General features: G+C 43.0%; 25 protein-coding genes. 10 read left to right on the forward strand and 15 right to left on the reverse strand.

The window, feature by feature from the left end:
- The first annotated feature begins 108 nt into the window (after window positions 1-108).
- Window positions 109-1311 carry a carboxylate--amine ligase gene (locus ACIFSR_RS04735; RefSeq protein WP_430056179.1) on the forward strand — a complete coding sequence of 401 codons (1203 nt, stop codon included), beginning with the start codon at window positions 109-111 and terminating at the stop codon, window positions 1309-1311.
- A gap of 113 nt (window positions 1312-1424) precedes the next feature.
- Here ACIFSR_RS04735 and ACIFSR_RS04740 read toward each other — a convergent pair whose 3' ends face one another.
- Window positions 1425-2045 carry a DUF1361 domain-containing protein gene (locus ACIFSR_RS04740; RefSeq protein ID WP_339206679.1) on the reverse strand — a complete coding sequence of 207 codons (621 nt, stop codon included), beginning with the start codon at window positions 2043-2045 and terminating at the stop codon, window positions 1425-1427.
- A gap of 90 nt (window positions 2046-2135) precedes the next feature.
- Window positions 2136-2642, reverse strand: a complete 507-nt coding sequence (locus ACIFSR_RS04745) for a HEAT repeat domain-containing protein (RefSeq protein WP_430055337.1) — start codon at window positions 2640-2642, stop codon at window positions 2136-2138.
- A 308-nt stretch (window positions 2643-2950) separates the two neighbouring features.
- Here ACIFSR_RS04745 and deoC point away from each other — a divergent pair, with 308 nt between their 5' ends.
- From deoC to ACIFSR_RS04775, 6 genes are all read left to right on the forward strand, one after another.
- Window positions 2951-3619 (forward strand): deoxyribose-phosphate aldolase, encoded by a 669-nt coding sequence (deoC, locus tag ACIFSR_RS04750; RefSeq protein WP_339206677.1) that lies wholly within the window; start codon window positions 2951-2953, stop codon window positions 3617-3619.
- 55 nt (window positions 3620-3674) lie between these two features.
- A complete protein-coding gene (locus ACIFSR_RS04755) occupies window positions 3675-4067 on the forward strand; it encodes a cytidine deaminase (protein ID WP_076268745.1) in 393 nt (130 codons plus the stop codon).
- A 76-nt stretch (window positions 4068-4143) separates the two neighbouring features.
- Window positions 4144-5325, forward strand: coding sequence for a NupC/NupG family nucleoside CNT transporter (locus tag ACIFSR_RS04760; RefSeq protein ID WP_339206676.1), 1182 nt, complete (start codon window positions 4144-4146; stop codon window positions 5323-5325).
- A gap of 17 nt (window positions 5326-5342) precedes the next feature.
- The gene (gene deoB, locus ACIFSR_RS04765) at window positions 5343-6524 is read left to right on the forward strand and encodes a phosphopentomutase (RefSeq protein ID WP_430055341.1); all 1182 of its coding nucleotides are present in this window, start codon (window positions 5343-5345) and stop codon (window positions 6522-6524) included.
- Between the two features lie 21 nt (window positions 6525-6545).
- Complete coding sequence (deoD, locus tag ACIFSR_RS04770; RefSeq protein WP_339206673.1) at window positions 6546-7253, forward strand: purine-nucleoside phosphorylase; 708 nt, start codon at window positions 6546-6548, stop codon at window positions 7251-7253.
- 41 nt (window positions 7254-7294) lie between these two features.
- Window positions 7295-8596, forward strand: coding sequence for a pyrimidine-nucleoside phosphorylase (locus ACIFSR_RS04775; protein ID WP_339206672.1), 1302 nt, complete (start codon window positions 7295-7297; stop codon window positions 8594-8596).
- Window positions 8597-8684: 88 nt separating this feature from the next.
- Here ACIFSR_RS04775 and ACIFSR_RS04780 read toward each other — a convergent pair whose 3' ends face one another.
- The 7 genes from ACIFSR_RS04780 to ACIFSR_RS04810 form a co-directional block, all read right to left on the reverse strand.
- On the reverse strand, window positions 8685-9743 hold the full coding sequence (locus ACIFSR_RS04780) for a serine hydrolase domain-containing protein (RefSeq protein ID WP_339206670.1): 1059 nt from the start codon (window positions 9741-9743) through the stop codon (window positions 8685-8687).
- Window positions 9744-9868: 125 nt separating this feature from the next.
- Window positions 9869-10306, reverse strand: a complete 438-nt coding sequence (locus tag ACIFSR_RS04785; protein WP_430055345.1) for a rhodanese-like domain-containing protein — start codon at window positions 10304-10306, stop codon at window positions 9869-9871.
- A 110-nt stretch (window positions 10307-10416) separates the two neighbouring features.
- Window positions 10417-11301: a LysR family transcriptional regulator gene (locus tag ACIFSR_RS04790; protein ID WP_430055347.1), complete on the reverse strand. Its 885-nt coding sequence runs from the start codon at window positions 11299-11301 to the stop codon at window positions 10417-10419.
- An 82-nt stretch (window positions 11302-11383) separates the two neighbouring features.
- Window positions 11384-11971, reverse strand: a complete 588-nt coding sequence (locus ACIFSR_RS04795; protein ID WP_430055350.1) for a hypothetical protein — start codon at window positions 11969-11971, stop codon at window positions 11384-11386.
- A gap of 86 nt (window positions 11972-12057) precedes the next feature.
- Window positions 12058-12873, reverse strand: coding sequence for a prephenate dehydratase (gene pheA, locus ACIFSR_RS04800; RefSeq protein ID WP_430055353.1), 816 nt, complete (start codon window positions 12871-12873; stop codon window positions 12058-12060).
- A 39-nt stretch (window positions 12874-12912) separates the two neighbouring features.
- Window positions 12913-13356, reverse strand: a complete 444-nt coding sequence (locus tag ACIFSR_RS04805; RefSeq protein WP_339206665.1) for a GNAT family N-acetyltransferase — start codon at window positions 13354-13356, stop codon at window positions 12913-12915.
- Window positions 13357-13437: 81 nt separating this feature from the next.
- The gene (locus ACIFSR_RS04810; RefSeq protein WP_339206664.1) at window positions 13438-14325 is read right to left on the reverse strand and encodes an AraC family transcriptional regulator; all 888 of its coding nucleotides are present in this window, start codon (window positions 14323-14325) and stop codon (window positions 13438-13440) included.
- Between the two features lie 152 nt (window positions 14326-14477).
- Between ACIFSR_RS04810 and ACIFSR_RS04815 the strand changes: the two genes are divergently transcribed.
- A complete protein-coding gene (locus ACIFSR_RS04815) occupies window positions 14478-16085 on the forward strand; it encodes a glycoside hydrolase family 43 protein (RefSeq protein ID WP_430055355.1) in 1608 nt (535 codons plus the stop codon).
- Between the two features lie 156 nt (window positions 16086-16241).
- Here the strand turns inward: ACIFSR_RS04815 and ACIFSR_RS04820 are convergent, their stop codons facing one another.
- From ACIFSR_RS04820 to ACIFSR_RS04840, 5 genes are all read right to left on the reverse strand, one after another.
- Window positions 16242-17126: a carbohydrate ABC transporter permease gene (locus tag ACIFSR_RS04820; protein ID WP_430055357.1), complete on the reverse strand. Its 885-nt coding sequence runs from the start codon at window positions 17124-17126 to the stop codon at window positions 16242-16244.
- A 13-nt stretch (window positions 17127-17139) separates the two neighbouring features.
- Window positions 17140-18021 carry a carbohydrate ABC transporter permease gene (locus ACIFSR_RS04825; RefSeq protein ID WP_054026328.1) on the reverse strand — a complete coding sequence of 294 codons (882 nt, stop codon included), beginning with the start codon at window positions 18019-18021 and terminating at the stop codon, window positions 17140-17142.
- A gap of 94 nt (window positions 18022-18115) precedes the next feature.
- The gene (locus tag ACIFSR_RS04830; RefSeq protein ID WP_430055360.1) at window positions 18116-19447 is read right to left on the reverse strand and encodes an extracellular solute-binding protein; all 1332 of its coding nucleotides are present in this window, start codon (window positions 19445-19447) and stop codon (window positions 18116-18118) included.
- Window positions 19448-19553: 106 nt separating this feature from the next.
- A complete protein-coding gene (locus ACIFSR_RS04835; protein WP_430055362.1) occupies window positions 19554-20345 on the reverse strand; it encodes a response regulator transcription factor in 792 nt (263 codons plus the stop codon).
- Window positions 20320-22104 (reverse strand): sensor histidine kinase, encoded by a 1785-nt coding sequence (locus ACIFSR_RS04840; RefSeq protein ID WP_339209494.1) that lies wholly within the window; start codon window positions 22102-22104, stop codon window positions 20320-20322. The genes ACIFSR_RS04835 and ACIFSR_RS04840 overlap by 26 nt, the downstream gene beginning before the upstream one ends.
- A 200-nt stretch (window positions 22105-22304) precedes the next feature.
- Here ACIFSR_RS04840 and ACIFSR_RS04845 point away from each other — a divergent pair, with 200 nt between their 5' ends.
- Window positions 22305-23111, forward strand: a complete 807-nt coding sequence (locus tag ACIFSR_RS04845) for an alpha/beta fold hydrolase (protein ID WP_430055366.1) — start codon at window positions 22305-22307, stop codon at window positions 23109-23111.
- A 24-nt stretch (window positions 23112-23135) separates the two neighbouring features.
- Window positions 23136-24119, forward strand: a complete 984-nt coding sequence (locus ACIFSR_RS04850; RefSeq protein WP_430055369.1) for a sensor domain-containing diguanylate cyclase — start codon at window positions 23136-23138, stop codon at window positions 24117-24119.
- Between the two features lie 83 nt (window positions 24120-24202).
- On the opposite strand, the gene ACIFSR_RS04855 is transcribed toward ACIFSR_RS04850, so the two are convergent.
- Complete coding sequence (locus ACIFSR_RS04855) at window positions 24203-24715, reverse strand: GNAT family N-acetyltransferase (RefSeq protein ID WP_430055372.1); 513 nt, start codon at window positions 24713-24715, stop codon at window positions 24203-24205.
- Between the last annotated feature and the right edge of the window lie 10 nt (window positions 24716-24725).

The following is a 24725-nucleotide window of genomic DNA, read 5'->3' on the forward strand; positions in this document are numbered from 1 at the left end:
TTTGATAATGAAATACCCTCATGATATATTTAGCAATATTTAGGAGAGATTGAAAACAACGCGAATGACATAACTATTTCATATGACTAAGGAAGCGAGTGTTGTTTGGTGGAAAATAAAGCTGTCGTACTTGGCTCAAACTTTTACACAGGTTTAAGCATCATAAGAGGCCTCGGTTCCAAAGGGATCTATACAGTAGCAATGGATTATTCCAAGCAAAATACATATGGCGCCAAATCCAAATACTTAAGCGAGCAAATTATTGTTCCTCATTATAAACAGCAGAAAGAGGAGCTTCTGCACTATTTAATCGACTACGCCAAAAAGCAGGACAAGAAGCCTGTCCTTTTTCCGAGTGTCGACCCTTATGTGGAGTTCGTTGATTCTTATTTGGACGAGCTCAAAAAGTACTACCATATCAATATGAACGTACAAGGCTTTTGGAGCAATATTATGGACAAGGAGTATCTCCATACCCTTACAACAAAACACGGTGTATTAGTGCCAGAATCGATCAGCCCAGCTGAGGAACGATTTGAAGAACGAGTCGTTGCTGAGATCGGCTTTCCATGTATCGTGAAACCCACGGACTCTCCAGCTTTCGTGGACTTCTTCCGAGCCAAAATATTCACATGCCATAACTTGGAGGAAATGAGAGTAGCAATCGAGAAATCGAGGCAAGCTAAACTTCAGGTTATCGTGCAAAGAATTATTCCCGGCTTCGATGATCATGTCTACACCTTTGATGCCTACTTGGATCAGAGTTCAAAGGTAACTCACTGGATGACCTGTCAAAAACTACGGCAATTCCCGATTAACTTTGGCGCATCTTCCTTCACAAAGCAAAAGTACATAGAGGAGCTTTACCACATCGGTGCCCCTTTTCTAGAAGCGATTGGCTATAAGGGCTTCGCCGAAATTGAATTCAAGAAGGATGCGGTAACCGGCAAGTATTATTTGCTGGAGATTAATGCGAGAACGACTACACTGGACCCTCTCCTTCAAAAATGTGGCGTTAACTTCCCACTGCTCGCTTACAACGAGCTAGTAGGCAAGCCGATTGGAAGCTATGCGATTACAAGCGATACAGGGATCGCCTTCTGCTTTTTGTTTGAAGATCTTATTTCATCGCGCGATTATGTCCGAACCAAACAGTTAAGCGTCCTGCCAATCGTTAAATCCCATTTTGTCAAAAGAGCGCCTGCCATCTGGAGCCTAAGCGACCCAGCGCCTGCCGTATCATTCTGCTATATGGTATTCAAAAAAATAGTGAGGAAAGTTTCACAACGAAGGGTAATACGGCAGCCGTAACTATTAGACGTAAAGATAGCACAATAGGAAAACCTCCTGTTAAAGCAGCTGAATCAGCTCAATCAACAGGAGGTTTTTATGAAATTTTGCTATAAGTTAGACTGTTTCCTCCATCAAGCTTCGTTCCCTTTTGAATCTACAAAAAACCAATAAACGATAAATTGTAAAACGCTCATCCATAGGATGAATAGCAATGAATTTCCGTTTAATGAATCTAGCACTTGTTTCAATAAAGACAAAGGCTCCGTAAACAAATGAATAGAATGAAAGCGTAAAAATCTTCCTATATAAATCCCTAGACCGCCGAGCAGCATAAATACAAATAAAATCAGTTTATTCCACTTTGTATTTATAAGAAGCAGTTGAATCTCTTTGATCATTAAAATGTAAAAAAATAGAGCTATGAAAACCCCGCTGATTAACACAAAGAAGTTCCACCACTCATTAACGTGAAGTCCCTCCATATAATCAAACGAAAAGAAATTGAGATGAATCAGATCGGTTACAACGTAGAACACATTTGGCGAGAGCAGGATGAAAACGATAAAGAAAACAAAACTAACCAGCATATTTCTTTTCTTATGCGACTTAAATAAAGGCAGCAAAAAAGACAGCTCCAGTGCTGCAAAAGCAAGAAATAAATTAAAGATCATAAATGAATAATAGTTATCTAAAGTAAACAGAAGCGCTATATACGTAAAAAAAGATATTCTCGCCTTAAAACGATTATTCATCCAAACACTCCTATTGTTATCCATTTTATGCATTTTCGGGTGAAAAGGTATCAAAAGCCTTGCGAGATTGCCTCGCAAGGCTTTTTCGTTCTACTTTTGAAGCCGATTGGCTAATATTTTCCCTAACGCCTCTTCCGCTGCAAAAACTTCAATCGGGCTATCAGGATTTTCTCGGGTATGCTTTAACCGTTCAATTGATTCATCATTAATGTGAGCGGGATCAATGAAAGACAATGCCCATGCTGCCCAAAAACAAGCTTTATCATTTGTGGAAGCGAGTATTTGCAGTAAATAAGGGACGCTATGGCTGCCTATTCTCGTTAAAGTTAATGCAGAGGCCATTCTGAGCTGTTCATTGTCCTCCTTCAACAAGGCAGCAACCTGAGCAGCAGATTCTGATGCTGCTTCACCAAACTCACCTAGTACAACAACGATCATAGTACGTACTGATACATCCGTTACATGCAGTTGTTCGATTAAAACTGGAATTACATTTGTCCCTTGTTTTTTCAAATTATGTATCGCATGAAACGCTTCTTGTGTATTTGTGCTGCCTAGTTTCATGATATTAGCATCAAATGGTTTTAAGTCAGACATTGTTTTATCTCCTTTTTATAAGATGAAAAAAACAAATCCTTTCATGTATACAAATCTCAAAAAGATGACACACTACATTTTTCCATTCCAAATGTAAAACGTTTTTTTCTGAAAGAATGTTGCGGAACATACACCTCTAAGCTCAGGTATCACCTCATTGTAAGTACAACTCATGAATTTTTCCTTATAATCTACATTATCCAACATTAAGATTGAACATTTGTTCATTTATGATTTTACATATGTTCAAAGTCGTGTTATTATAAGCGTGAAATTAAGCATTCGTATAAGGGGAAGGTGAACTGGCTATGTTAAATTTGTCTGGAATGATTGATCATACGCTTTTGCGTGCAGATGCAACAAAGTCTGAGATTACAAAATTAACGGCAGAAGCGAGAAAATATAGTTTTGCTTCCGTTTGCGTCAATCCAACTTGGGTAGCTTACGCTGCTGAGCAATTGGCAGGCAGCACCGTTAAGGTTTGTACAGTAATCGGATTTCCATTAGGGGCTTCTACTACGGAGACAAAGGCCTTTGAAGCTAAGAACGCTATTGCAAATGGAGCGACTGAGGTTGATATGGTCATTAACATTGGTGCACTCAAAGATGGCGACGACGACTTTGTACAAAAAGATATTCAAGCTGTTGTTGAAGCCGCTGCTGGTAAAGCCATTGTGAAAGTAATTATCGAAGCATCACTGCTTACAGACGATGAAAAAGTACGCGCTAGTCAGTTGTCTGATCGTGCGGGTGCGGATTTCGTGAAAACATCGACAGGTTTTTCAACTGGCGGAGCAACTGCTGAAGACGTAGCGCTTATGCGCAAAACCGTTGGGGACAAGCTCGGCGTTAAAGCTTCCGGCGGCATTCGCAGTCTTGAAGATATGGAAAAAATGATTGCAGCAGGCGCATCAAGAATCGGTGCCAGCTCAGGCGTGAAGATTATGGAAGGCGAGCAATCGACCTCTTCTTACTAAATAGATATGATGGTGCTGCTCCAATTTGGAGCAGCCTTTACAGGAGGATTGTAGGATGAAGGAACAGTTAATTAAAGAAGCGATTGAAGCCCGTCAGCATGCTCATATCCCCTACTCGCATTTTGCAGTTGGTGCCGCTCTACTAACAGGCAGCAAACGCATTTACCGAGGCTGTAATATTGAGAATGCATCGTTTGGATTAACGAATTGCGCGGAGCGAACGGCTATTTTCAAAGCGGTATCCGAAGGTGAACGCATCATTGAAGCTATTGCAGTAGTGGCAGATACCGAAGGTCCTGTATCTCCATGCGGCGCTTGTCGACAGGTATTGGCCGAATTTTGTGATGAGAATACAAAAATCTATTTAACAAATCTCCATGGACATACAGAAGAATGGACCATGGCACAGCTGCTGCCAGGTGCTTTTCAAGCCTCCGATATGAAATAGTAATCTGTGAATCTATTGTAAGCGCTTCATAGTAATTCTAAACTCGCACAATATTAACTAACTAGGAGAATGAACCATGAAATTTTTAATCGCTATATTAGGTTTGCTTGTTGTTCTTGGGCTTTCTTACATTGCGAGCAATAACAAAAAGAACATTCGCTATAAACCGCTCATTATCATGGTCATCCTGCAGGTAATCTTAGCCTTCGTTCTATTAAACACCTTAGCTGGTGCTGTTTTAATTAAAGGGTTCTCCAGTATGTTTGAGAAATTGCTTGGCTATGCCCATACCGGGATTGAATTCGTATTTGGCGGCTTGCTGAATGAAGGTCAGTTTTCTTTCTTCTTAAGTGTATTGCTGCCAATCGTGTTTATTTCCGCGCTCATTGGGATATTGCAATACATCAAGGTTCTGCCGTTTATCGTCAAATATATCGGTCTTGTCTTGAGCAAAATAAATGGCATGGGAAAATTGGAGTCCTATAATGCGGTAGCTTCTGCAATTTTGGGACAATCAGAGGTTTTCATTTCCGTTAAAAAACAAATCGGGTTGCTGCCTAAACATCGGTTGTATACATTGTGTGCCTCGGCGATGTCTACGGTGTCGATGTCGATTGTTGGCTCGTACATGCAAATACTCGATCCAAAATATGTAGTAACGGCGCTTGTGCTGAATCTATTTGGCGGATTCATCATCGCTTCCATTCTTAACCCTTATAAGGTTGAGCCGGAAGACGATATTTTACAGGTGCAAGAAGAAGAAAAACAATCCTTCTTTGAAGTGTTGGGCGAATATATATTAGATGGCTTCAAGGTTGCTATCATCGTCGCAGCTATGCTTATCGGTTTTATTGCCATGATCGCGCTCGTAAATGGACTTTTCAGCGGTATCATTGGCATCTCGTTCCAAGAACTGTTAGGCTATATTTTTGCTCCCTTCGCTTTTATCATGGGTGTTCCATGGAAAGATGCAGTCGACGCAGGAAGCATAATGGCTACAAAAATGGTATCCAATGAGTTTGTCGCTATGCTTGAGCTAGAGAAATATCCTAATTTGTCTGCGCGCGCTGTCGGCATTGTCTCTGTATTTTTAGTTTCCTTCGCCAACTTCTCATCGATCGGCATCATTGCCGGCGCTGTGAAAGGCCTGCATGAAAAACAAGGTAACGTCGTGGCTCGATTTGGGTTAAAATTGTTGTACGGGGCTACTTTAGTTAGCGTCTTGTCTGCCATTATTGCCGGACTGTTTATTAAATAACAAGGAGCCTAAAACCAATGAACAAGTTTCAAAGAATTCACCTTGTTGTCATGGACTCTGTAGGTATCGGCGAGTCGCCGGATGCAGCCAGCTTCGGGGACGTTGATGTCGATACACTCGGTCATATCGCACGGGAATGCGGAGGTCTTGAGATGCCTAATATGGCTAAGCTCGGACTATCCAACATTAGGGAAATTGCTGGAGTGAAGGTCGCAGACCAGCCGCTTGCTTATTATACAAAAATGCAAGAAGCATCCAATGGCAAAGACACAATGACGGGCCACTGGGAGATCATGGGACTCCATATTGCAGTACCATTTCGTGTCTTCGCAGATGGATTCCCTCAGGAATTGATCGCTCGCATTGAAGCTCATACTGGTCGCAAGGTCATTGGAAACAAACCTGCAAGCGGCACTGAGATTATCGACGAGCTTGGTGAAGAGCATATGCAGACGGGCGCACTGATTGTCTACACTTCTGCTGATTCCGTGCTGCAAATTGCTGCTCATGAAGAGGTTGTTCCACTGTCCGAGCTTTATGAAATTTGTGAATTTTGCCGGGAAATCACACTAGAAGATCCCTATATGCTGGGAAGAATTATTGCACGTCCTTTTGTTGGTGAGCCCGGCCATTTCAAAAGAACATCCAATCGCCATGACTATGCATTGAAACCATTTAATAGAACAGTAATGAATGAGCTAAAAGACGGTGGATTTGATGTCATCGCCCTTGGTAAAATATCCGATATATACGATGGTGAGGGTGTAACGAAAACTGTGCGTACAGTGTCCAATGCAGACGGCATGGATCAACTTATCGCAACCCTTGATGAATCGTTTACGGGAATCAGCTTCTTGAACCTCGTTGATTTTGATGCGCTATTCGGGCATCGCCGCGATCCAAAGGGCTATGGACAAGCATTGGAAGAATATGATGCTCGTTTGCCAGAGGTTTTCGCCAAATTAACAGATCAGGACTTGCTGATCATTACAGCCGATCACGGCAATGACCCGACTTATCATGGTACGGACCACACTCGCGAATATGTGCCTCTACTCGCATACTCGCCGCGTTTTCAACAAGCTGGTCAAGCTCTGCCGATAAGCGAAACCTTTGCAGATATTGGGGCAACCATTGCTGAAAACTTCGGAGTTAAGATGCCAGAGCATGGCAAAAGCTTTTTGGGACAATTAAAATAACGATTTTAGAGGAGAATGTTGATGAGCGTTCATATTGCAGCCGAACAAGGCCAAATTGCAGAAACTATTTTATTGCCGGGAGATCCGCTGAGAGCCAAATATATTGCGGATACGTATTTGGAGGATGTCATCTGCTATAACGAAGTTAGGGGCATGCTAGGTTTTACAGGTACTTATAAAGGAAATCGCATATCCGTGCAGGGAACTGGAATGGGCGTCCCTTCAATCAGTATTTATGTGAATGAATTGATTAAGGACTATGGCGTTAAAAATCTAGTTCGTGTAGGCACTTGCGGCGCTATGCAGGAAAGCGTACATGTTCGTGAAGTTATTTTGGCGCAAGCCGCTTGTACAGATTCCAGCGTTAATCGCCATGTTTTTGGCGGATATGATTTCTCGCCAATCGGCAGCTTCTCCTTGTTAAAGGCAGCCTATGAGCGCGGTATTGAAAAAGGGCTAAAATTGCATGTCGGCAATATTTTCTGCTCGGATACTTTCTACCGCGATGATAAAACAATTGTTCAAAGACTAATGGATCACGGCGTTCTAGGTGTAGAAATGGAAACAACAGCACTTTATACTCTTGCAGCTAAATACGGCGTCAACGCACTAACGATTCTAACGGTAAGCGACCATCTTCTAACTGGCGAAGAAACGACTTCGGCAGAGCGTCAAAGCACCTTTAACGATATGATGGAAGTTGCTCTTGAAACCGTAATTTCACTATAATTTGATATTAAATAATCAATGAACAGCGAGGAGACAACAACATGAGAATGGTTGACCTAATTGAGAAAAAACGTGACGGCGGAGAGCTTACAACAGAGGAAATCAACTTTATTATTGAAGGCTATACGAAGGATGAAATTCCTGACTATCAGGTTAGCGCCTTGGCTATGGCTATCTTCTTCAAGGATATGACAGAGCGCGAACGCGCTGACTTAACGATGGCGATCGTGAATTCCGGCGATACGATTGATCTGTCGGCAATTGAAGGCGTGAAGGTAGATAAGCACTCCACTGGCGGTGTTGGCGATACAACTACGCTTGTACTTGCTCCACTTGTTGCTGCACTGGATATCCCTGTTGCCAAAATGTCAGGCCGCGGTCTTGGACATACTGGCGGTACAATTGACAAGCTGGAAGCCATTGCAGGATTCCATGTGGAAATCGGCAAGGATGAATTCGTGAACCTCGTGAACAAGGATAAAATTGCGGTTATCGGACAATCCGGCAATTTGACGCCAGCTGATAAGAAGCTATATGCTTTGCGCGATGTTACAGCAACGGTAGATTCTATTCCGCTCATTGCCAGCTCGATTATGAGCAAGAAGATTGCTGCCGGTTCAGATGCTATCGTGCTGGATGTGAAAACAGGCGCTGGTGCATTTATGAAAACCGTTGAAGATGCCAAGGAGCTTGCACATGCTATGGTAAGCATCGGCAATAACGTTGGCCGTAAGACGATGGCCGTCATCTCGGATATGAGCCAGCCGCTTGGCCTCGCAATCGGCAACGCGCTTGAAGTGAAAGAAGCAATCGATACACTTCAAGGAAAAGGACCTAAAGATTTGGAAGAGCTTTGTCTTGCACTAGGCAGCCAAATGGTGTTTCTTGCGAATAAAGCTAGCTCTCTAGAAGAAGCCGAGGAAATGCTGAAAGAAGTTATTCGCAACGGCAAAGCACTCGAAAAATTCAAATCATTTATCGCTAATCAAGGCGGCGATCCTTCGGTTGTGGATCATCCTGAGAAATTGCCGCAAGCGCCTTATCTGATTGAGGTGCCTGCCAAAGCAGACGGCGTGGTCACTGAAATTATTGCCGATGAGATCGGAACTGCAGCGATGCTGCTTGGAGCTGGACGTGCGACGAAGGAATCGGAAATTGATTTGGCTGTAGGCCTCATGCTGAACAAAAAAATCGGCGATGCGGTTAAAACAGGTGAATCCCTCGTTACGATTCATTCCAACCGTGAGAATGTTGATGATGTGCTTAACATCATTTACGAAAACATCCGCATCGGCAGCAGCGTAACACCACCCGTACTCATCTACGGAATTGTGACAGAATAATATAATTACAAAGAGGACCGTTGGAGCTTGCCGTTTAGGCAGCTACAACAGTCCTCTTCTTTAATTACAGCAGACCATATGCACCGATTTAATTACCTTCAGCCAGCAACAGCTGCTCTGCTTTGAAATGTAGCTCCCATACGTTGCAGGTTTGATTTGCCAGTATAATACTGGTAGAATCCATCTCCGGGTAATAGGCAAACATAGCAGCTACACCTGCATTTGAACCCTCTTTATACATTCGAATTAGTTTGCCATCATTATTGTAGAGAAAATGAAAGCCATATCCGTTTACGATTTTGCCCCATTCATACTTTTGTTCGATGGCAGAATGAGGCTTCATGATCTCGGTCGTCATCTCCTCGGATAACAACCTTCCATTAATGAGTGCACGCATGAACAAGTCAAGGTCGCCGACAGTAGTAAATGCACCTCCATCAGAAGTACCCATTGGCGGATAGGAATATATGTTTTTACGCCACGCGACTATATTTTGTTCGTCGTAAATGGCAGCGTAGCCTTCAGCAATAGGAGCATCTCCCTCATCTTTTGAGCTAAATGCTGTATTCTGCATCCCGCAAGCACGAAATATATGTTCATCTACATAGCTTCGATAGTTTCCATTGGTTGCTTTCTCAATCGCGAGGCCTAGCAGCACAAATGCACAGTTATTATAGCTGACGTTTGTTCCCGCCTTGAATTTGGGTTCCTTATACGCAAACTGAGGAATAAAATCAGCACAATCTCTTATCGAGTAATTGGGCTTGTTTATGAACAAATCCTCGTAGCTCTCTCCCATTTCTTCATCTGCATCATCAGCAATACCTGACGTATGCGTAAGTAAATGAGCGATCGTAACGTCGCTTGGTATTTTGGTGCCAGTGAGGTCGATGATCGCTGTAATTCGGTCTTCCAGCTTTATTTTGCCTTGCTCAACAAGCTGAAGTATCGCAACTGCAGTAAACAATTTGGTAATCGAAGCTGTATCGAACATCGTATTCATCTGGTTTGCCACTTTAAATCCTCTATGTGCAAAGCCGTATGCTCGGGCGAATATGACCTTGCCGCCTTTGTTCACTAATCCTGTACCTGAAAAATGATGCTGCTCATGATACTCATCAAATAAGGAAGTTAGTTCTTTTTCCATCTCTAAAACCCTCTCATTATTAACATAGCCTCATTTTACCATTTGCATATTTCTATTTCCGATAAAGTTTAGCTATAATGATTTGTTATCAGGTTTTAGTACTCCTGAGAGCCGCGGCTTGTTCATTACCCGATTAAAGGGGCAGACCCACCTAACAAGCCCTCTACCTCATTGCCTTCCTTACGCCAATATTCCATGCCGCCAAGCATCTCCTTTACCTTAAAGCCAAGCCCAGATAAACGAGCGGCACCTTTGGCAGCTCCATTGCATGCCGGCCCCCAGCAGTATACAACAATGACTTGTTCCTTTGAGAAGGATGAAGTCCTCTCCTCATTAATCATATTGGACGGCAGGTTAATCGCACCAGGAACATGGCACTCTTCATAAGCTTTTGCACTGCGAACATCGATGAGCAGAAAGTCATTAACGCCCCGCTTCATATCATGACATACGTCAGAAACATCTGTTTCTACAGCCAGTTTGTTCATATAATGACGATGGGTATCCTCCGGTGAAGCTGCTGGTGTTTCAAGAACAAGCGATACATAAGATTCGTTTTCCATTTCCGCTGCCTCCATTTGAGCTGTTATATTTAAGCTGTTCGCTTTCTTAAATATAATGTAGCACAGCCTTAAACAATGGAGTTATCGATAGAAATCTATAGTATACTTCATTAATTTTGATGATTAACTCCGCCAACAAGCTCTAAGAACCCCGTAAACGCTTTGGATTTCCATTTCTTCTTGGCATAGATGAGCTGTGTATAGAACTTACAATCGGGGTGCGCAAAAGGAACAGCAATCAACTCGCCTTTCTGAACCGCATCAGCAACGACAATACGCGGCAATAAAGCAATTCCAAGACCGTACATCACACACTGCTTAATCGCTTCTAAATTGCCAAACTCATACGATAATGTATAATTCACATGGTTATGCTTGAGTACCTTGAGCAGCATAGCCCGGTAGGTGCAGCCATTCTCTGTTAAAATCATCGATTCGTTCGCCAAATCTTCAACCTGCACCTCATCAAAGCTTCCGAAGCGATGATCGGGACTTGCAATGATGACAAGCTCCTCTTCCCTCAAAATACAGCTGTGAAGCTCAGGATCAGCAAACGGCGGATCTAAGATGATCCCGACATCTAAAGCTCCCTCTTTTACACTCTCGATAATTACCGGTTCATTCCCCGGCTGAATGACAATGTTAACCTGCGGGTAGCTTATACGATAAGCCTGAAGATGCGGGGGGAGGAAAAAAGCAGCCAATGTCTCAATCGTACCAATGGTCAGCGTGCCCTTCGACTGTGTGGAGAGAACTTCTTTTGACTCCTCATGCAGCCTAACGATATCGTCGGCATATTGCAATAGCGTTTCCCCGGCCATCGTTAGCCTCATTTTCCTCCCAAATCGCTCCAAAAGAACTGCCCCATACGATTCTTCAAGCTTCTGAATTTGAGTCGTAATACTCGACTGCGCATAACCCAGAGTTTCAGCAGCTCGTGTGAAGCTCCCCCACTTTGCTACTTCGCGAAATGTTTTTAAGTACGTTAATTCCAAGGCGCTATTCCCCTTTCTATAGGGAGAATCGTTCCCCTATTGTAACTAGGATTTAGCTGTTGTTCATTCGTATTTCACAACATTAAATACGTCCTAACATGATGCGCAAGCCGACTACGATCATGGACGGCACTAATAACTTATCGCTTTTTCCCCAAATAGGAGATGTGCTATGTGGCGATTGTATCTCGTAATTCTTTGAATCTGCAAACCCCTTCAACCGATCTTCCAATTCGTCCTTTTCACCATTTGGATATCCAACGACGACCTGCCCATTTTCTACTTTAGACGCCGTTATCCAGCTTGGAGAAAGCAATTTAAGATTAGGAGGGATGTCAGATAGGAAAAAGACGTATTCTTCACCGGATTTGAACTTCATAGAAAAATCAGGACATGCATTTCCAGCTGGATATTTGCTTCTATTGTCTATCGTTTCTGGCAAATAAATCGTCTGCGGCGCTTTGCCCGGTCCAGCATATGAAGTAACAGCCAGTGTAACTTTTCTTCCGTCCTCACTTATATCAGCCACCTTGCCATAAACCATAGCTTTCGACTCATACGCCTCTTCAAAGCTCCATGGGATAGGTGAGCAAGCATGAACAAAATTAGCGTTCACTACGATAAACAAACAGATGCAGCTAAGGGTTAGTAATAGTACTTTATTTCTCATGTTCATCACTCCCATTCATTCTTATCTCCTATAACGATGGAATGGAAATAATTGTTGCTAATCTGCTGATTAGAAGAACTATCCCGTTAAAGAATAGTTGTCGAATAACTTCCTACAATATGCACTTGATGCCCAAACGTTTCAAAAATTTTCATCGCTTTATTCATACGCGGTTCATCCTGCGCCATTTCCGTTTCTATTAAAAAGCGATATGTCCCTAATTGCTTACCAGTGGGACGCGATTCAATCCAAGTAAGGTTAATGCCTAGTGCGGAGAAAACATTTAGAATGGATGACAATACACCCGGGAATTCATTGTTTGGTGTTAGCAATAGCATGGACTTCATTTGTGCTTTGCCCAAAAGTATTTTTTTGCTGACAACAATAAATCGGGTGTGATTAGCTGAATGGTCTTGAATTTCACTATCGAGTATTTTCAAGCTATATTGCTCTGCTACCGATTTCGAAGCAATCGCCGCGACCGTATCCGATTCTTTAATGGATTGAGCAGCCTTCGCTGTACTATCTGTATATTCCGTTTTTAGATGATTGCGTTTAATGAACTCCTTGCACTGGTTAATGACTGGATTTATAGATCTAACCGTTGTGATCTCATTGATATCAGCCTCAGGACTTCCAATCAAATGAAGGGATACCGTAAAAACCAGATCCGCTTCAATGTGGAGATTGTACATTAATAAACCGTCAATGGTCATATGTATGTTGCCTGCAATTGAATTTTCAATCGGAACAATACATTTATCCACTTCCTCCGAATAAACAGCTTCCAATACATCCAATATCGATTCGTGCATAACCCATTCGGTTGAATCAGCAAAATATTGATGGGCAGCCTCTTCCGAAAAGGTTCCCTTGGGCCCTAAATAAGCAACTTTGATCATATTCAAATCCCTTCTTCTTTAAAACTTGGCAGCCTTTTGTTATATTCTGATTGAAATGAGTGGACTAATATCTTTTCGAAAATAATAATGTTTGCTGCCTAAGGGCGCGTCTTCAAAGACCGCCACTTCTCTATAACCGTTTTTCTTATAAAATTCCGGCGCCTGAAAACTAAACGTGTTTAGCTTAATGAAGGTGCATTTCTTCTCTTTAGCTATTTTCTCTATTTGGGATAGCAGCTGGCTGCCGAGACCTGTGCCTCTAAGAGCTTGATCTACCCATAAAATATCGACCTCTATCCAATTCCAGCAAAAGACGCTTAATAGTCCGCCAAGGATTTTGCCCTCGTCATCCTTTATCGTCAGGTTTATTTCCTCATAATTGTTTTTCAACTCGTCGGGGACATGCCCATGATTATACTCGATCAGTTTTCTTTTCACGTATTCGCTTTCTTCTTTGCTTCCATAAGTAATTTCAGCTGACACTAGTCTCCACCGCCAAATAAGATAATATAATGATCACTTTCCAATTATAGTATATTGCACATTCAAGATGAAGCGTTTTGCTTATTCATGGAAACGGCTGCGGAAGCTGCTTGGCGACTCCCCCGTCCAGCGCTTGAACTGCCTGCTGAAGTGCGCAATATTATGGTAGCCAAGCCTCGCCGATATCGACTCTACCGTTGCTTCGGGATTCATCAGCAGCAGCTTCGCTTTTTTTAGCATCAAAGTGGACAAATATTGACGGGGAGACACGCCATACACCTGGGTAAACATGCGATTGACCGACGACATGCTGTAACCCACCGAATCCGCAATTAATTTTATCGTCTCCATCTCGTCCTCCTGCCCTCTTCTGCTTGCCGCACCCTCAACCGTACGCTCCAGCATAGTCGCAATCTGTGCTGCTGCAGCCGATTTCCGTGCACCAGCCTCATCACCGCGGTTAAGCTCAGACAGCGTACCGCTTAATCCGGCAAACAGTTCAAATAAAGCAGACAAAATATTCATGCGAGATTCTACTCGTACCACTGCTTCTTCAGAGGTTAATGCCATTAATTTATCCAAAGCTGGCTTGATTGCTACTGCCAGCTCACTGCCAGCTTCGTGAAAACAACGGCTATTGCGAATAAGAAGCTCACGGAAAGATCTCTCATCGACGTCAAAATGCAAGCAGTAATAGGTCATTTCATCATTACTAGCGACAGAGCTTTCATGATTGTCCCCCGGATTGAGCAATATAAGATCACCTGGACCTTGCTTATAGGCATGTCCGTTAACCTTCATCTCCTGCGTTCCCGATAATACGAGATTCACTTCAAATAGAGGATGCTTATGCAGCGGATATTTCCAATCCGGATCAACCGTACGCCAGTGTGCTGCAAAAACACGGAAGGTGGAATCCATATCAGGCAGCATAAATTCCTTTCTAGCGGACTCTATTTTTATTTGCATAAGCGCGTATTTCTCCTTCCTTATTTGCAGGCTCAAAAATATGATTGATTTGGGTAAATATCAACATGGTATGGATATGGGAACGGGTTAAAATCATTGCTATGATATAGATAGTATAGATTACAATTCATTTCCTAAAAAGGAGAAAAGATATGACTGCCATCCAAAATCCGATTTTACCTGGCTTTAATCCAGACCCCTGTATTTGCCGTGTAGGAGAAGACTACTATATTGCGGTTTCAACCTTCGAATGGTTTCCCGGCGTCGGCATTTACCACTCTAAGGATTTAAAAAACTGGAGGCTTGCCTCAAGACCTTTAAGCAGGCTCAGCCAGCTGAACATGATGGGCAATCCTGATTCTGGCGGTATTTGGGCTCCCGCACTATCCTATAGTGACAATAAATTTTGGCTCATCTATACCGATGTGAAAGTGACCGAAGGACAATGGAAAGACTGCCACAATTATTTGGTTACCTGCGACACGATTGATGGCGAATGGTCCGAGCCCATTCATGTGAATAGCTCCGGCTTCGATCCATCGTTGTTCCATGACGAGGACGGAAAAAAGTATTTTGTAAACATGATGTGGGATCAACGGGTCGGCCATCACAACTTCTATGGTATTTTGCTACAGGAATACAGCGCGAGTGAGCAGAAGCTAATCGGCAAACCTGAAATTATTTTCAAAGGAACCGATATTAAGCTGACCGAAGCTCCTCATCTCTATAAAATGAATGGCTACTATTACTTGCTTACGGCTGAGGGCGGCACCAAATATGAGCATCAGGCGACTATCGCTCGCTCCAAACAGCTTACCGGACCATATGAGGTGCATCCAGAAAATCCGTTAATCTCATCGTTCCATGCACCGCGTATTCCATTGCAAAAGGCTGGCCATGCTTCTATCGTTCAAACGCATACGGGCGAGTGGTTCTTAGTGCATCTAGTTGGACGACCTCTCTCCAGAGAAGGCCAGCCGCTGCTTGATCCGCGTGGATACTGCCCGCTTGGCAGAGAAACAGCTATTCAGCGGCTCGAATGGCGCAATGATTGGCCTTATGTCGTTGGCGGCAACCAGCCTTCCCTTGTCATTGAAGGACCGAACATTCCAGAAGTGAAATGGGAGCGCGATTATCCAGTTAAGGACGATTTCGATAGCAGCACGCTAAACCTGCATTTCCAAAGCCTGCGCATCCCTTTAGGAGATCAAATTGTTTCTTTGACCGATAACCCTGGACATCTTCGTCTATACGGCAAAGAATCATTGACTTCCAAATTTACGCAGTCATTTATCGCAAGGAGATGGCAGCATTTCAACTTTACAGCTGAAACAAAAATCGCATTTCAACCGACGTCCTTCCAACAATCAGCTGGGCTTGTGAACTACTACAACACGCAAAACTGGACATCCTGCCAAATCTCATGGAATGAGGAAAAGGGAAGAATTTTGCAGCTTGTTGCATGCGATAATTTTTCGTTCTCTGAGCCGCTTCAAGGAAACGAAATAGCGATTACAGAAGACGTTGCCTATGTGCATATTCGTGCTGACGTAGAGAATACACTGTACTACTACTCTTATTCGTTTGATGGCAAGAGCTGGACTCGACTGCCTGTAAACTTCGAATGCTACAAGCTATCGGATGACTACATTCAAGGCGGCGGCTTCTTCACAGGCGCATTCGTCGGCATGCAGTGTCAGGATACATCTGGACGCAGCCTTCATGCAGACTTTGATTATTTTATATACGACAATCATTAATGAAGTAAGAAAGCTTTTGGGAGCTGAGCATCGTTCCTAAGAGCTTTCTTTTTTTTTATACTTTACATAAACGAAAGAACCTCCATAATCACTGCTGTGATTGGAGGTTCTTGAACGATTCAAATACTGCCAAGCGAACGACGTCCATCATCAGCTTTAGCCTTTGACTGAACCTGCCGCTATGCCTTCAACGATACGATCGCTTAAGAATAGGAATGCAATCAATATTGGCAATATACTAATCATTAATGTAGCGCCGATTGCGCCCCAGTCCGTCGTATACTGCCCGATGAAGTTTTGCACGCCGACCGTCAGCGTTTTATAGGCATCTGAGCTTATAAATGTATTAACGAAAATAAATTCATTCCAATTATAAATCATGTTAATAATGCCTGTCGTTGCGATAACAGAGCCTGTCATCGGCAGTACGATTCGGAAAAATATTTTGTTCACGGAGCAGCCGTCAATAACCGCCGCTTCTTCTACCTCTCGCGGCAAAGCATAATAGAAGCCAAGCAGGATCATAATCGTGATCGGCATATTGAACGCTACATAAGACAAAATAAGCGACAACGGATGATCAATGAGATGTATTTTGTTGAATATGCTGAACAACGGAATGAGCGTCGAATGCACCGGAATCATCATCGCAACCATGAATAAACCGAGTACAAAAGAACTTCCCTTCCACTTCAACCTTGTTATCGCGTAGGTAACCAGGCTGCTTAACACAATCGTAAGCACCGTCGCTACAACCGTAATCCATACGCTGTTGAAAAAGTAAACATCAATATTTCCAGCACTCCATACCTTCTCGTAATTTTCCCACCTAGGATTCATAGGCAGTGACAACGGAGGAAGATTGAATACTTCCTGATTGTTTTTAAGCGAGAAAAACAGAAGCCATACGAGCGGGAAAATTTGCAATATGGCAACGACCGATAACACGATATATAGTACGGAATAACCCAGTTTGCTTGCTATCCAAGCGCCGGAGCTTTTGTTTCCGTTCCTCAGCTGTCCTGCAGTTCCGGGCATCATGAAGCTTCCCTCCTTACGAATATTGAATCGTATCTTTTGTAGCAGTCAATTTTCGGATTATCCAAGTTACGATGAGACAGATGATAAGCAGGAAGAAGCCAATTGCACTGCCATAACCAAAGTCATATGCCCGGAAAGCTTGGTGATACATGTACGATGCCATCACTTCACTGGAGCCATTCGGCCCTCCATCTGTCATGACGTAGATCAGATCAAAGTATTTTAGCGAGCCAACAACTGCCAGCACGATCGTTACTTTAATGACCTCCATCGCCAGCGGAAGCTTGATTTTGTAAGCGATTTGAAAGGCATTCGCACCGTCGATCTTCGCCGCTTCCTCAAGTGAAGCCGGGATGTTCTTAAGCGCAGCGTAATAAATTAAAATATAAAAGCCCGCATACTGCCAGAGGATTGGAATGAATAAAGCAAACAATACCAGTGAAGACTCAGCCAGCCATGCGGGAGGATTTGCAAACCCAATGGATTCGAGAAAGCTGTTCAGAATCCCATTTGTTGGATGATAAATTTTCAGCCAAAGCTGTGCAATCGCTACGGACGACAGCAGCATCGGAATCAAATATATTTTGCGAAAAAAATTGACGCCCTTTAGTTTGGCGGACAACACCATAGCAATAACTAAATAGAGAATGAGACTAAGTGTTGAAAAAACAGCTAACATAAGCGAATGACCGGCGCTGTTCCAAAACATTTTATCCTTAATTAGAGCTTGATAATTATCCAAACCAATAAACTTCATTGCTCCAATGCCATTCCACTGGTTTAATCCATAATAGCCAGTCAGAACGATTGGAATGTATACAATAGCTAATATCAAAAGCAGGGAAGGCAGCACATACAGCGCAATTATTCTTTTGTTCGACATGACCTTATCCAAATTAGCCGACTCCTTTCTCATTCTCAAGCAGTAAGCATTTACCCGGCATCATATGCCGGGTAAACGGCTTCCCTGCTCCCTATTCTAGAAGCTGTCAGTTTCCTTTGGAAATGGCCGCATCATGCTCTTCAGAGAATTTCTCTGGTGTCACTGCTTTGCCGAATAACGCTTGAATTTGGTTGAGATGCGTTTCTGCGGCATTTGCTTGCATTTGTACATCTGCAAACAAGGTAATGCTGCTAGCTTTGTTCATTTCATTGAACAGATCTACATATAGCTGAGGCAGCTCAAGCTTGGAAGTATCCACCTTCGTTGCTGGAATAACACCTGCTCCAGTAACGGATTGCTCGCCCCATTTTTCCACAAAATATTCTACGAAAGCTTTCGCTTCTGCTTTGACATTTGAGCTTTCTGAAACGAACAATCCAACGCCTGGTCCACCTACCCAGCTGTTGATATCGCCTTTGCCGCCTTCAATCGTTGGGAACTTGAAGAAACCAACGCTGTCGCGGAACTCTTTAGGTATATCTTCATTCGTTGTGAAGTTAGGAAGCTCCCACGTACCCATCATGTACATAGCCGCTTTGCTGTTTAGAAACTCTGATTTTGCTTCTTCGTTGGACAGGCCGTTAAAGCCTTTTACGAATGCATTGCTGTCTACTAGCGATTGTACCTCACTAGCCGCTTTTACTAGGTTTTCATCCTTGAAAGATCCTGAGCCGCTAATTGCCTTGGACAATGCTTCTTGTCCTGCAAAACGATCTGCAAGGTACATGTACCACAAAGATCCAGTCCAGCGATCCTTGTTGCCAAGAGCGATTGGCGCGACACCGTTGTCAGAGAGCGTTTTCACAACTTGCTTAAATTGCTCGTAGGTTTGCGGCACTTCCAGCTTGTATTTCTCAAAAAGCGCTTTATTGTAATATACCGGTGAAATATTGAATTCAAGCGGCAAACCATACGTTTTACCGTCTACAGCATAAGCCTCTGTTGTGCCGCTGACGAATTTGCCATTAAGATTTCCGCTAAGCAGATCATCCAGCGGTGTGAACAGCTTGCCCTCTACATACGGCTGAAGGAAGCCCGCTGCCCAAGTAACGCCTACATCCGGCAGTTGGTTTGATGCTGAAAGCACTTTCAATTTATTTTTATATTGTTCGTTATCCAGCACTTCTTGTTTGATCGTAACGTTAGGGTTCTCTTTTTGATATTCAGAAATGATTTGATTCACAATTTTGTTTTGTCCAGCCGATACACCCTCAGGCCATAAGTGCATAAAGTTAACCGTTACTTTCTCGGAACCGCTTCCATTTGCACCATTCTTTGAATCCTCTTTACCGCCATTGTTCGAATTTTGACCGCAGCCTGCTGCAACAACTGCAAGACATAGAGTCAATAGGAGAATCGTCCATTTCTTTTTGAACACGTTTACAACCCCTTTTCTGCTGGTGATAGATTTGAATCTTACAAATCCATTTTATCAACACGATGTCAGCATCGTAAGGGTACATGAATTGGGGAAAATACTACTTTTATTGGATTGTCTCCTCGGAATGAGCGATCGTTCTTCGGTATTGACCCGGGCTGGTTCCTTCAAGCGAACGAAATACTTTCACAAAATATTTCGCCGTTTGATAACCGACTTGTTCAGCAATATCAGCAATCGCAAGTCTTGTTGTAGACAGTAATTCCTTAGCTCTTTGTACCCTTTTTCTCGTCAAATAATCGCTAAACGTTAGCCCCGTCTGCTCCTTAAAGAGCACGCTGAGATAGCTCGCATTCATATGCAAATGCTCTGCTGTATCGCGCATAGTGAGCGGCTTCTGCAAATTGTCTTTTAAATACTGAATCGCTTCTTGCACCTGCGGGCTATAGCTGTCTTCTTCCTGCGCAATATCCAGCAGCTTCGGGTCCATTAGCTTCTCCATGCGCTCAATCCGGTGTTTGCTTTCTTCTCTTTTCATAGCAAGCTCTACCGCTTTAATAAGTTTAGTTTTATCCAAAGGCTTGAGCAGATATTCGACTACGCCAAACTGCAGCGCCTTCTGCGCGTAATCAAATTCTGGGTGACCCGAAATAATGATGACGACAGGAGGATGCGGCAGCTGCTCGTTTATTCGCTCCACTAAATCGAGCCCGCCGATTTCAGGCATGCGTATATCGGTGATTAGCAAATTCGCCTCGTTATGCTTCAGCCACTCCATCGCTTCTATCCCATTGGATGCGGTCTCTATCCGATATTGTCCAGCCGACCATGCTTCAAGCACTTTGCGTACGCCTTCCCTCGTTCTCGGTTCATCATCCACGATCAGTATGGTTTTCAATTGGAATTTCCCTCCCATGTTCATTCGGTATCTCAAAGGCGACGGTTGTGCCACTGCCGATCTCGCTCTTAATTTCCAAGCCTTTGGTTTCCAAATGATAATAAAGCAGCAATCTTCGTTCCACATTGCTTATGCCAACCCCAGTTCCTTTGGAGGAAGTTTGATGCTGGCCTTTGTCCATTGCTGCGTACAAAGCCCGAATTTTCCCCTCATCCATGCCTGGTCCATTATCCGTCACAGCAATGCGAGTATAACCCGTCCGCTCAGACGGCTCGACCCGAACAACAACGGTGCCTGCCCCAATTCGCTGTTCAACGCCGTGCAGAATAGCATTTTCCACGAGCGGTTGAATAAGAAGCTTAGGAATCGGCACACTGCGGCAATTTTCTTCCGATTCAACCTTCCATGCCAGTCTATCAATCATACGCATATCCATTATTTTTAAATACCGCTGCGCATGCTCAAGCTCATCACCGATCGTTACCCATTCATCCTCATCCGCGTGTGAAATGACATATCGGAACAAACCAGACATTGCAATAACAACATCCGCCAGCTCCTCTTCGTCTTTCTCATCCAGTGCCCAATAAAAGGCTTCCAGTGTATTAAACAAGAAGTGCGGATTAATTTGCGCTTGCAGCGCCTTCAGCTCCGTCCGGCTTTGAACAATTTCCTTCTGATAAACAACATCAATGAGCTCATTCAAAGAGCCAACCATCTGATTGTACGTATTATTAAGCTCATTAATTTCCATCGTTTTGGACGTAACCGGTATCGGCTTCAAGGTTCCGAACTTCGCATTGCGCATCACTTTAATCAAATTCAATATCGGGCGAGTAATCATCGTTGATAAAATAAAAGTTAAAATAAGAAATAACATGCCGCCTACTAAAATTGAAACAATAATAACGGTACGCAAAATCGAAATGCCTTCGGCAGCATACTTTATCGGCGTTAAAATAATAATTTTCCAGCCGGTCATTTCCGATTTTTTCTCAATGGCCATGAAACGTTCTCCGTCCAGCGCTACCGTCTCATCCCCTTGATTAAGCATCTTCTCAACGTCTACTTCCTTCGAAAAATCGGAGGTAATCGTCTGATTCTCGGCATCGAATAAACCCATCATTTCACTGGAATTATTGTCAGCGTTTCCATTCGATTCCGTGAGCTCAAAATATTTTTTATCAATTTGCACCATCAAATACCCTGCATGCGAGAAGGAATGGTCAATAAGCCGAACATGGCGAATCGCAATGATGGAATCGGGGTACCTCGGGTCCATCCCGAACCAGACCAACCTGCCTCTTCCCTTGTCCACAAGGCTGAGCCAGCCCGTAGATACCCGGTTGTCCAAGCTTATATCCGTAAGCGGGAACAGCATCCTATAGTCGGTTGTATACAGCTCCAATGAGCGAATCCCCGTTGCATAAGCTTCTTGCTTTCGTATCTCCTGCTGAAGGGATTGACGTTCTTCAAAGCTGATCTTGCGTCCTTGCACCTCTTGTGCCATCAACCGCTGGATCGTTGCGCTTGTTGCTACCTGCATCGTAAACGTATCGATCTGCCGCAGCAGCACATCCAGCTTGCCTGTCGCTTGAACAGCCGTTTGTTGAATATGTTTTTCCGCATTGTTGCGCAGCAGAACCGAAACTTGATCATACGTAAAAAAGCCGACCGCCCCCAGCACGATAACCATAACGAGCATGAAGCCAAGGAAAATTTGATTACGCAATGTATTCATTTGTCCGAAACGATTCATGCTTACACTCCTTGTCCCATTCATTTCGTTTTTACTATACACAATTAAGATAATAAAAAGAAAGCCCTATCATTTCCACTGCTAATATATTAATTAATTAGATTAATAATCCATTGTTCACTGTAATCAGATATAATGATCATAAGCTTATGGCATATCAGAGGATCTATTTACTAATCATCTTAGAGAGGGGAATTCCGATGACCGTCGATTTCCTAGTACGCAATAACGTAAATGTTTTAGGCAAAGGTGAACAAACGATAGTGTTTGCACATGGATTCGGCTGCGATCAAGATATGTGGCGCTACATCGTCCCGAGCTTTGAAGATGATTACCGCATCATCTTGTTTGATTATGTAGGTTCTGGAGAATCACAACTCGATTATTATGAACCCGAAAAATATAGTAGTTTACATGGTTATGCGCAAGATGTCATTGAAATTATGGATACGCTGCATGTAAAGGATGCTATATTTGTTGGCCACTCCGTTAGCAGTATGATTGGGATGCTTGCATCCATTCACAATACCGAATATTTTAAACACATTATTATGCTTGGTCCTTCTCCGCGTTATGTAAACGACCTTCCAGATTATTATGGAGGTTTCCATAGGCATGAAATCGATGAATTGCTTCATATGATGCAAATGAATTTTATTGGCTGGGCGAGCTACCTCGCGCCAATCGTCATGCAAAATTCAGAACGCAAGGAATTAACTAACGAATTGGAAAAAAGCTTTTGCTCTAGAGATCCCCATATTGCAAGGCAATTTGCTGAGGTAACTTTTTTATCCGATTGTCGCGCTGATCTCATTCATGCAACCGTCCCTACCCTCATTCTTCAATGTTCTGACGACAGCATTGCTCCTATTGAGGTTGGCGACTATTTGCATGCTCATCTTAAAAACAGTACTCTTCAGCATATGCTTGCAAAAGGCCATTACCCGCACTTAAGTCATCCAGAAGAGACGACGCAACTGATCAAACAATATCTATCCAACAACTAGAATTTGAAGAGAGGCAGTCTTTACATGGATACCCAGTTAAATTATGCTCCCTGTGGATTTTTCACTATTTCAAGTACAGGGGTAATTCAAGAGGTCAATCAAACGCTGTTAAACATGCTTGGTTTTGAGCGGCAGGAACTGCTGAACCGACATCTTGAAACCACTATGTCTCTTACGAACAAACTGTTTTTTCATACCTATTTTTATCCGTATATCCAGCTGTATGGGCATGTGAATGAAATGTACTTCTCGTTTAAAACGAGAGACCAGCTTGATGTGCCTGTACTGTTAAACGGGATTCGTCACGAACGAGATGGAGAAATTGTCATTGATTGTGTCGTTGTGGAAATGCGCAAACGCATTGAACATGAGAACGATATCCTGCAAACCAAAACAAAGCTGGAGGAACTTTATCGGGCAACCCATGAAGCGAACAAAAAGCTTGAACTCCTGCATGAAGAATATGAAAGCAAGCAATCGCAATTGCTAAATTTGAACCACCAGCTGGAAAAGCTAGCATCAACCGATCCTTTAACCGGGCTCAAAAACCGAAGGTTTTTTCAAGAGTGCTTACTCGCGAATATCGCATTATTTCAACAAACGGAACTGCCATTTTCCCTTTTAATTATCGATATTGATCGTTTTAAAAGCATTAACGATACCTATGGGCATCAGGTCGGTGATTTGGTTCTTACAGAGCTGGCACAACTACTCGTATCCACTTCGAGAGAAGACGACATTGTGGCTCGATTTGGAGGAGAGGAATTCGTCATTATTATTCCTAATACCAATCTGGAGAATGCCATATTAGCAGCCGAAAGGTATCGCAGCAAGACTGAAACAGCTCATTGGGGAGAATATCATGTGACCGTTAGTATTGGCGCAGCAACGATTACGCAGGAGGATACCGATCAATCCTTGCTTCAAAAAGCTGATCAAGCGCTTTACAACTCCAAAAAAAGTGGGAGAAACCGGGTCACACACTACTCCAATTTGGAGGAGGGCTAATCACTTGTTCCCCATTTTGAAAATAGGAAATAGACCGAGAACCATATTATCGAATGGTTTCGGTCTATTTTGATTTCTAATTTTCATATCGTTCGATTCAAGTAATAATAAAAAAGCCCATCTCTTAATTCTGCTTCCTTCTCAAAATGCAGCCTATTCAGCAGTTGAATGGATTTTTCATTTTGCTGTTCCACGGTGGCTTCGATTATCGATAAACCCATCTGCTCAAATCCAAACGCTATTACAGGGAGCAGCGCTTCTTGCATTAGCCCCATTCCCCAGTATTCCTTAGCTAAATCAAATCCTATCTCTGCTTTAGGCTGCTCTCCTTGAATCCAGCAATGGAAACCGCAAGTTCCAACGAGTCTATGATCCTTTTTACTGAAAATCCCCCATCGGCAGCCCTTATCATCGATGTGATATTGAATAATCTCTTTGGCCTCGTTTAAATCTTTACATGGGTTTATATCCATAAATCTGGTCACATTTTCATCCGAAAAATGCTTATAAATTGCTTCAGAATCATCTAAAGTCAAAATAGAAAGCCTCAAACGTTCTGTCTCTAGTTCAGGAAATACAAAGTCATAAGCAGTCAATTCACAACAC

This window comes from Paenibacillus sp. NRS-1760 (assembly GCF_050467785.1).
Classification (GTDB): Bacteria; Bacillota; Bacilli; order Paenibacillales; family Paenibacillaceae; genus Pristimantibacillus.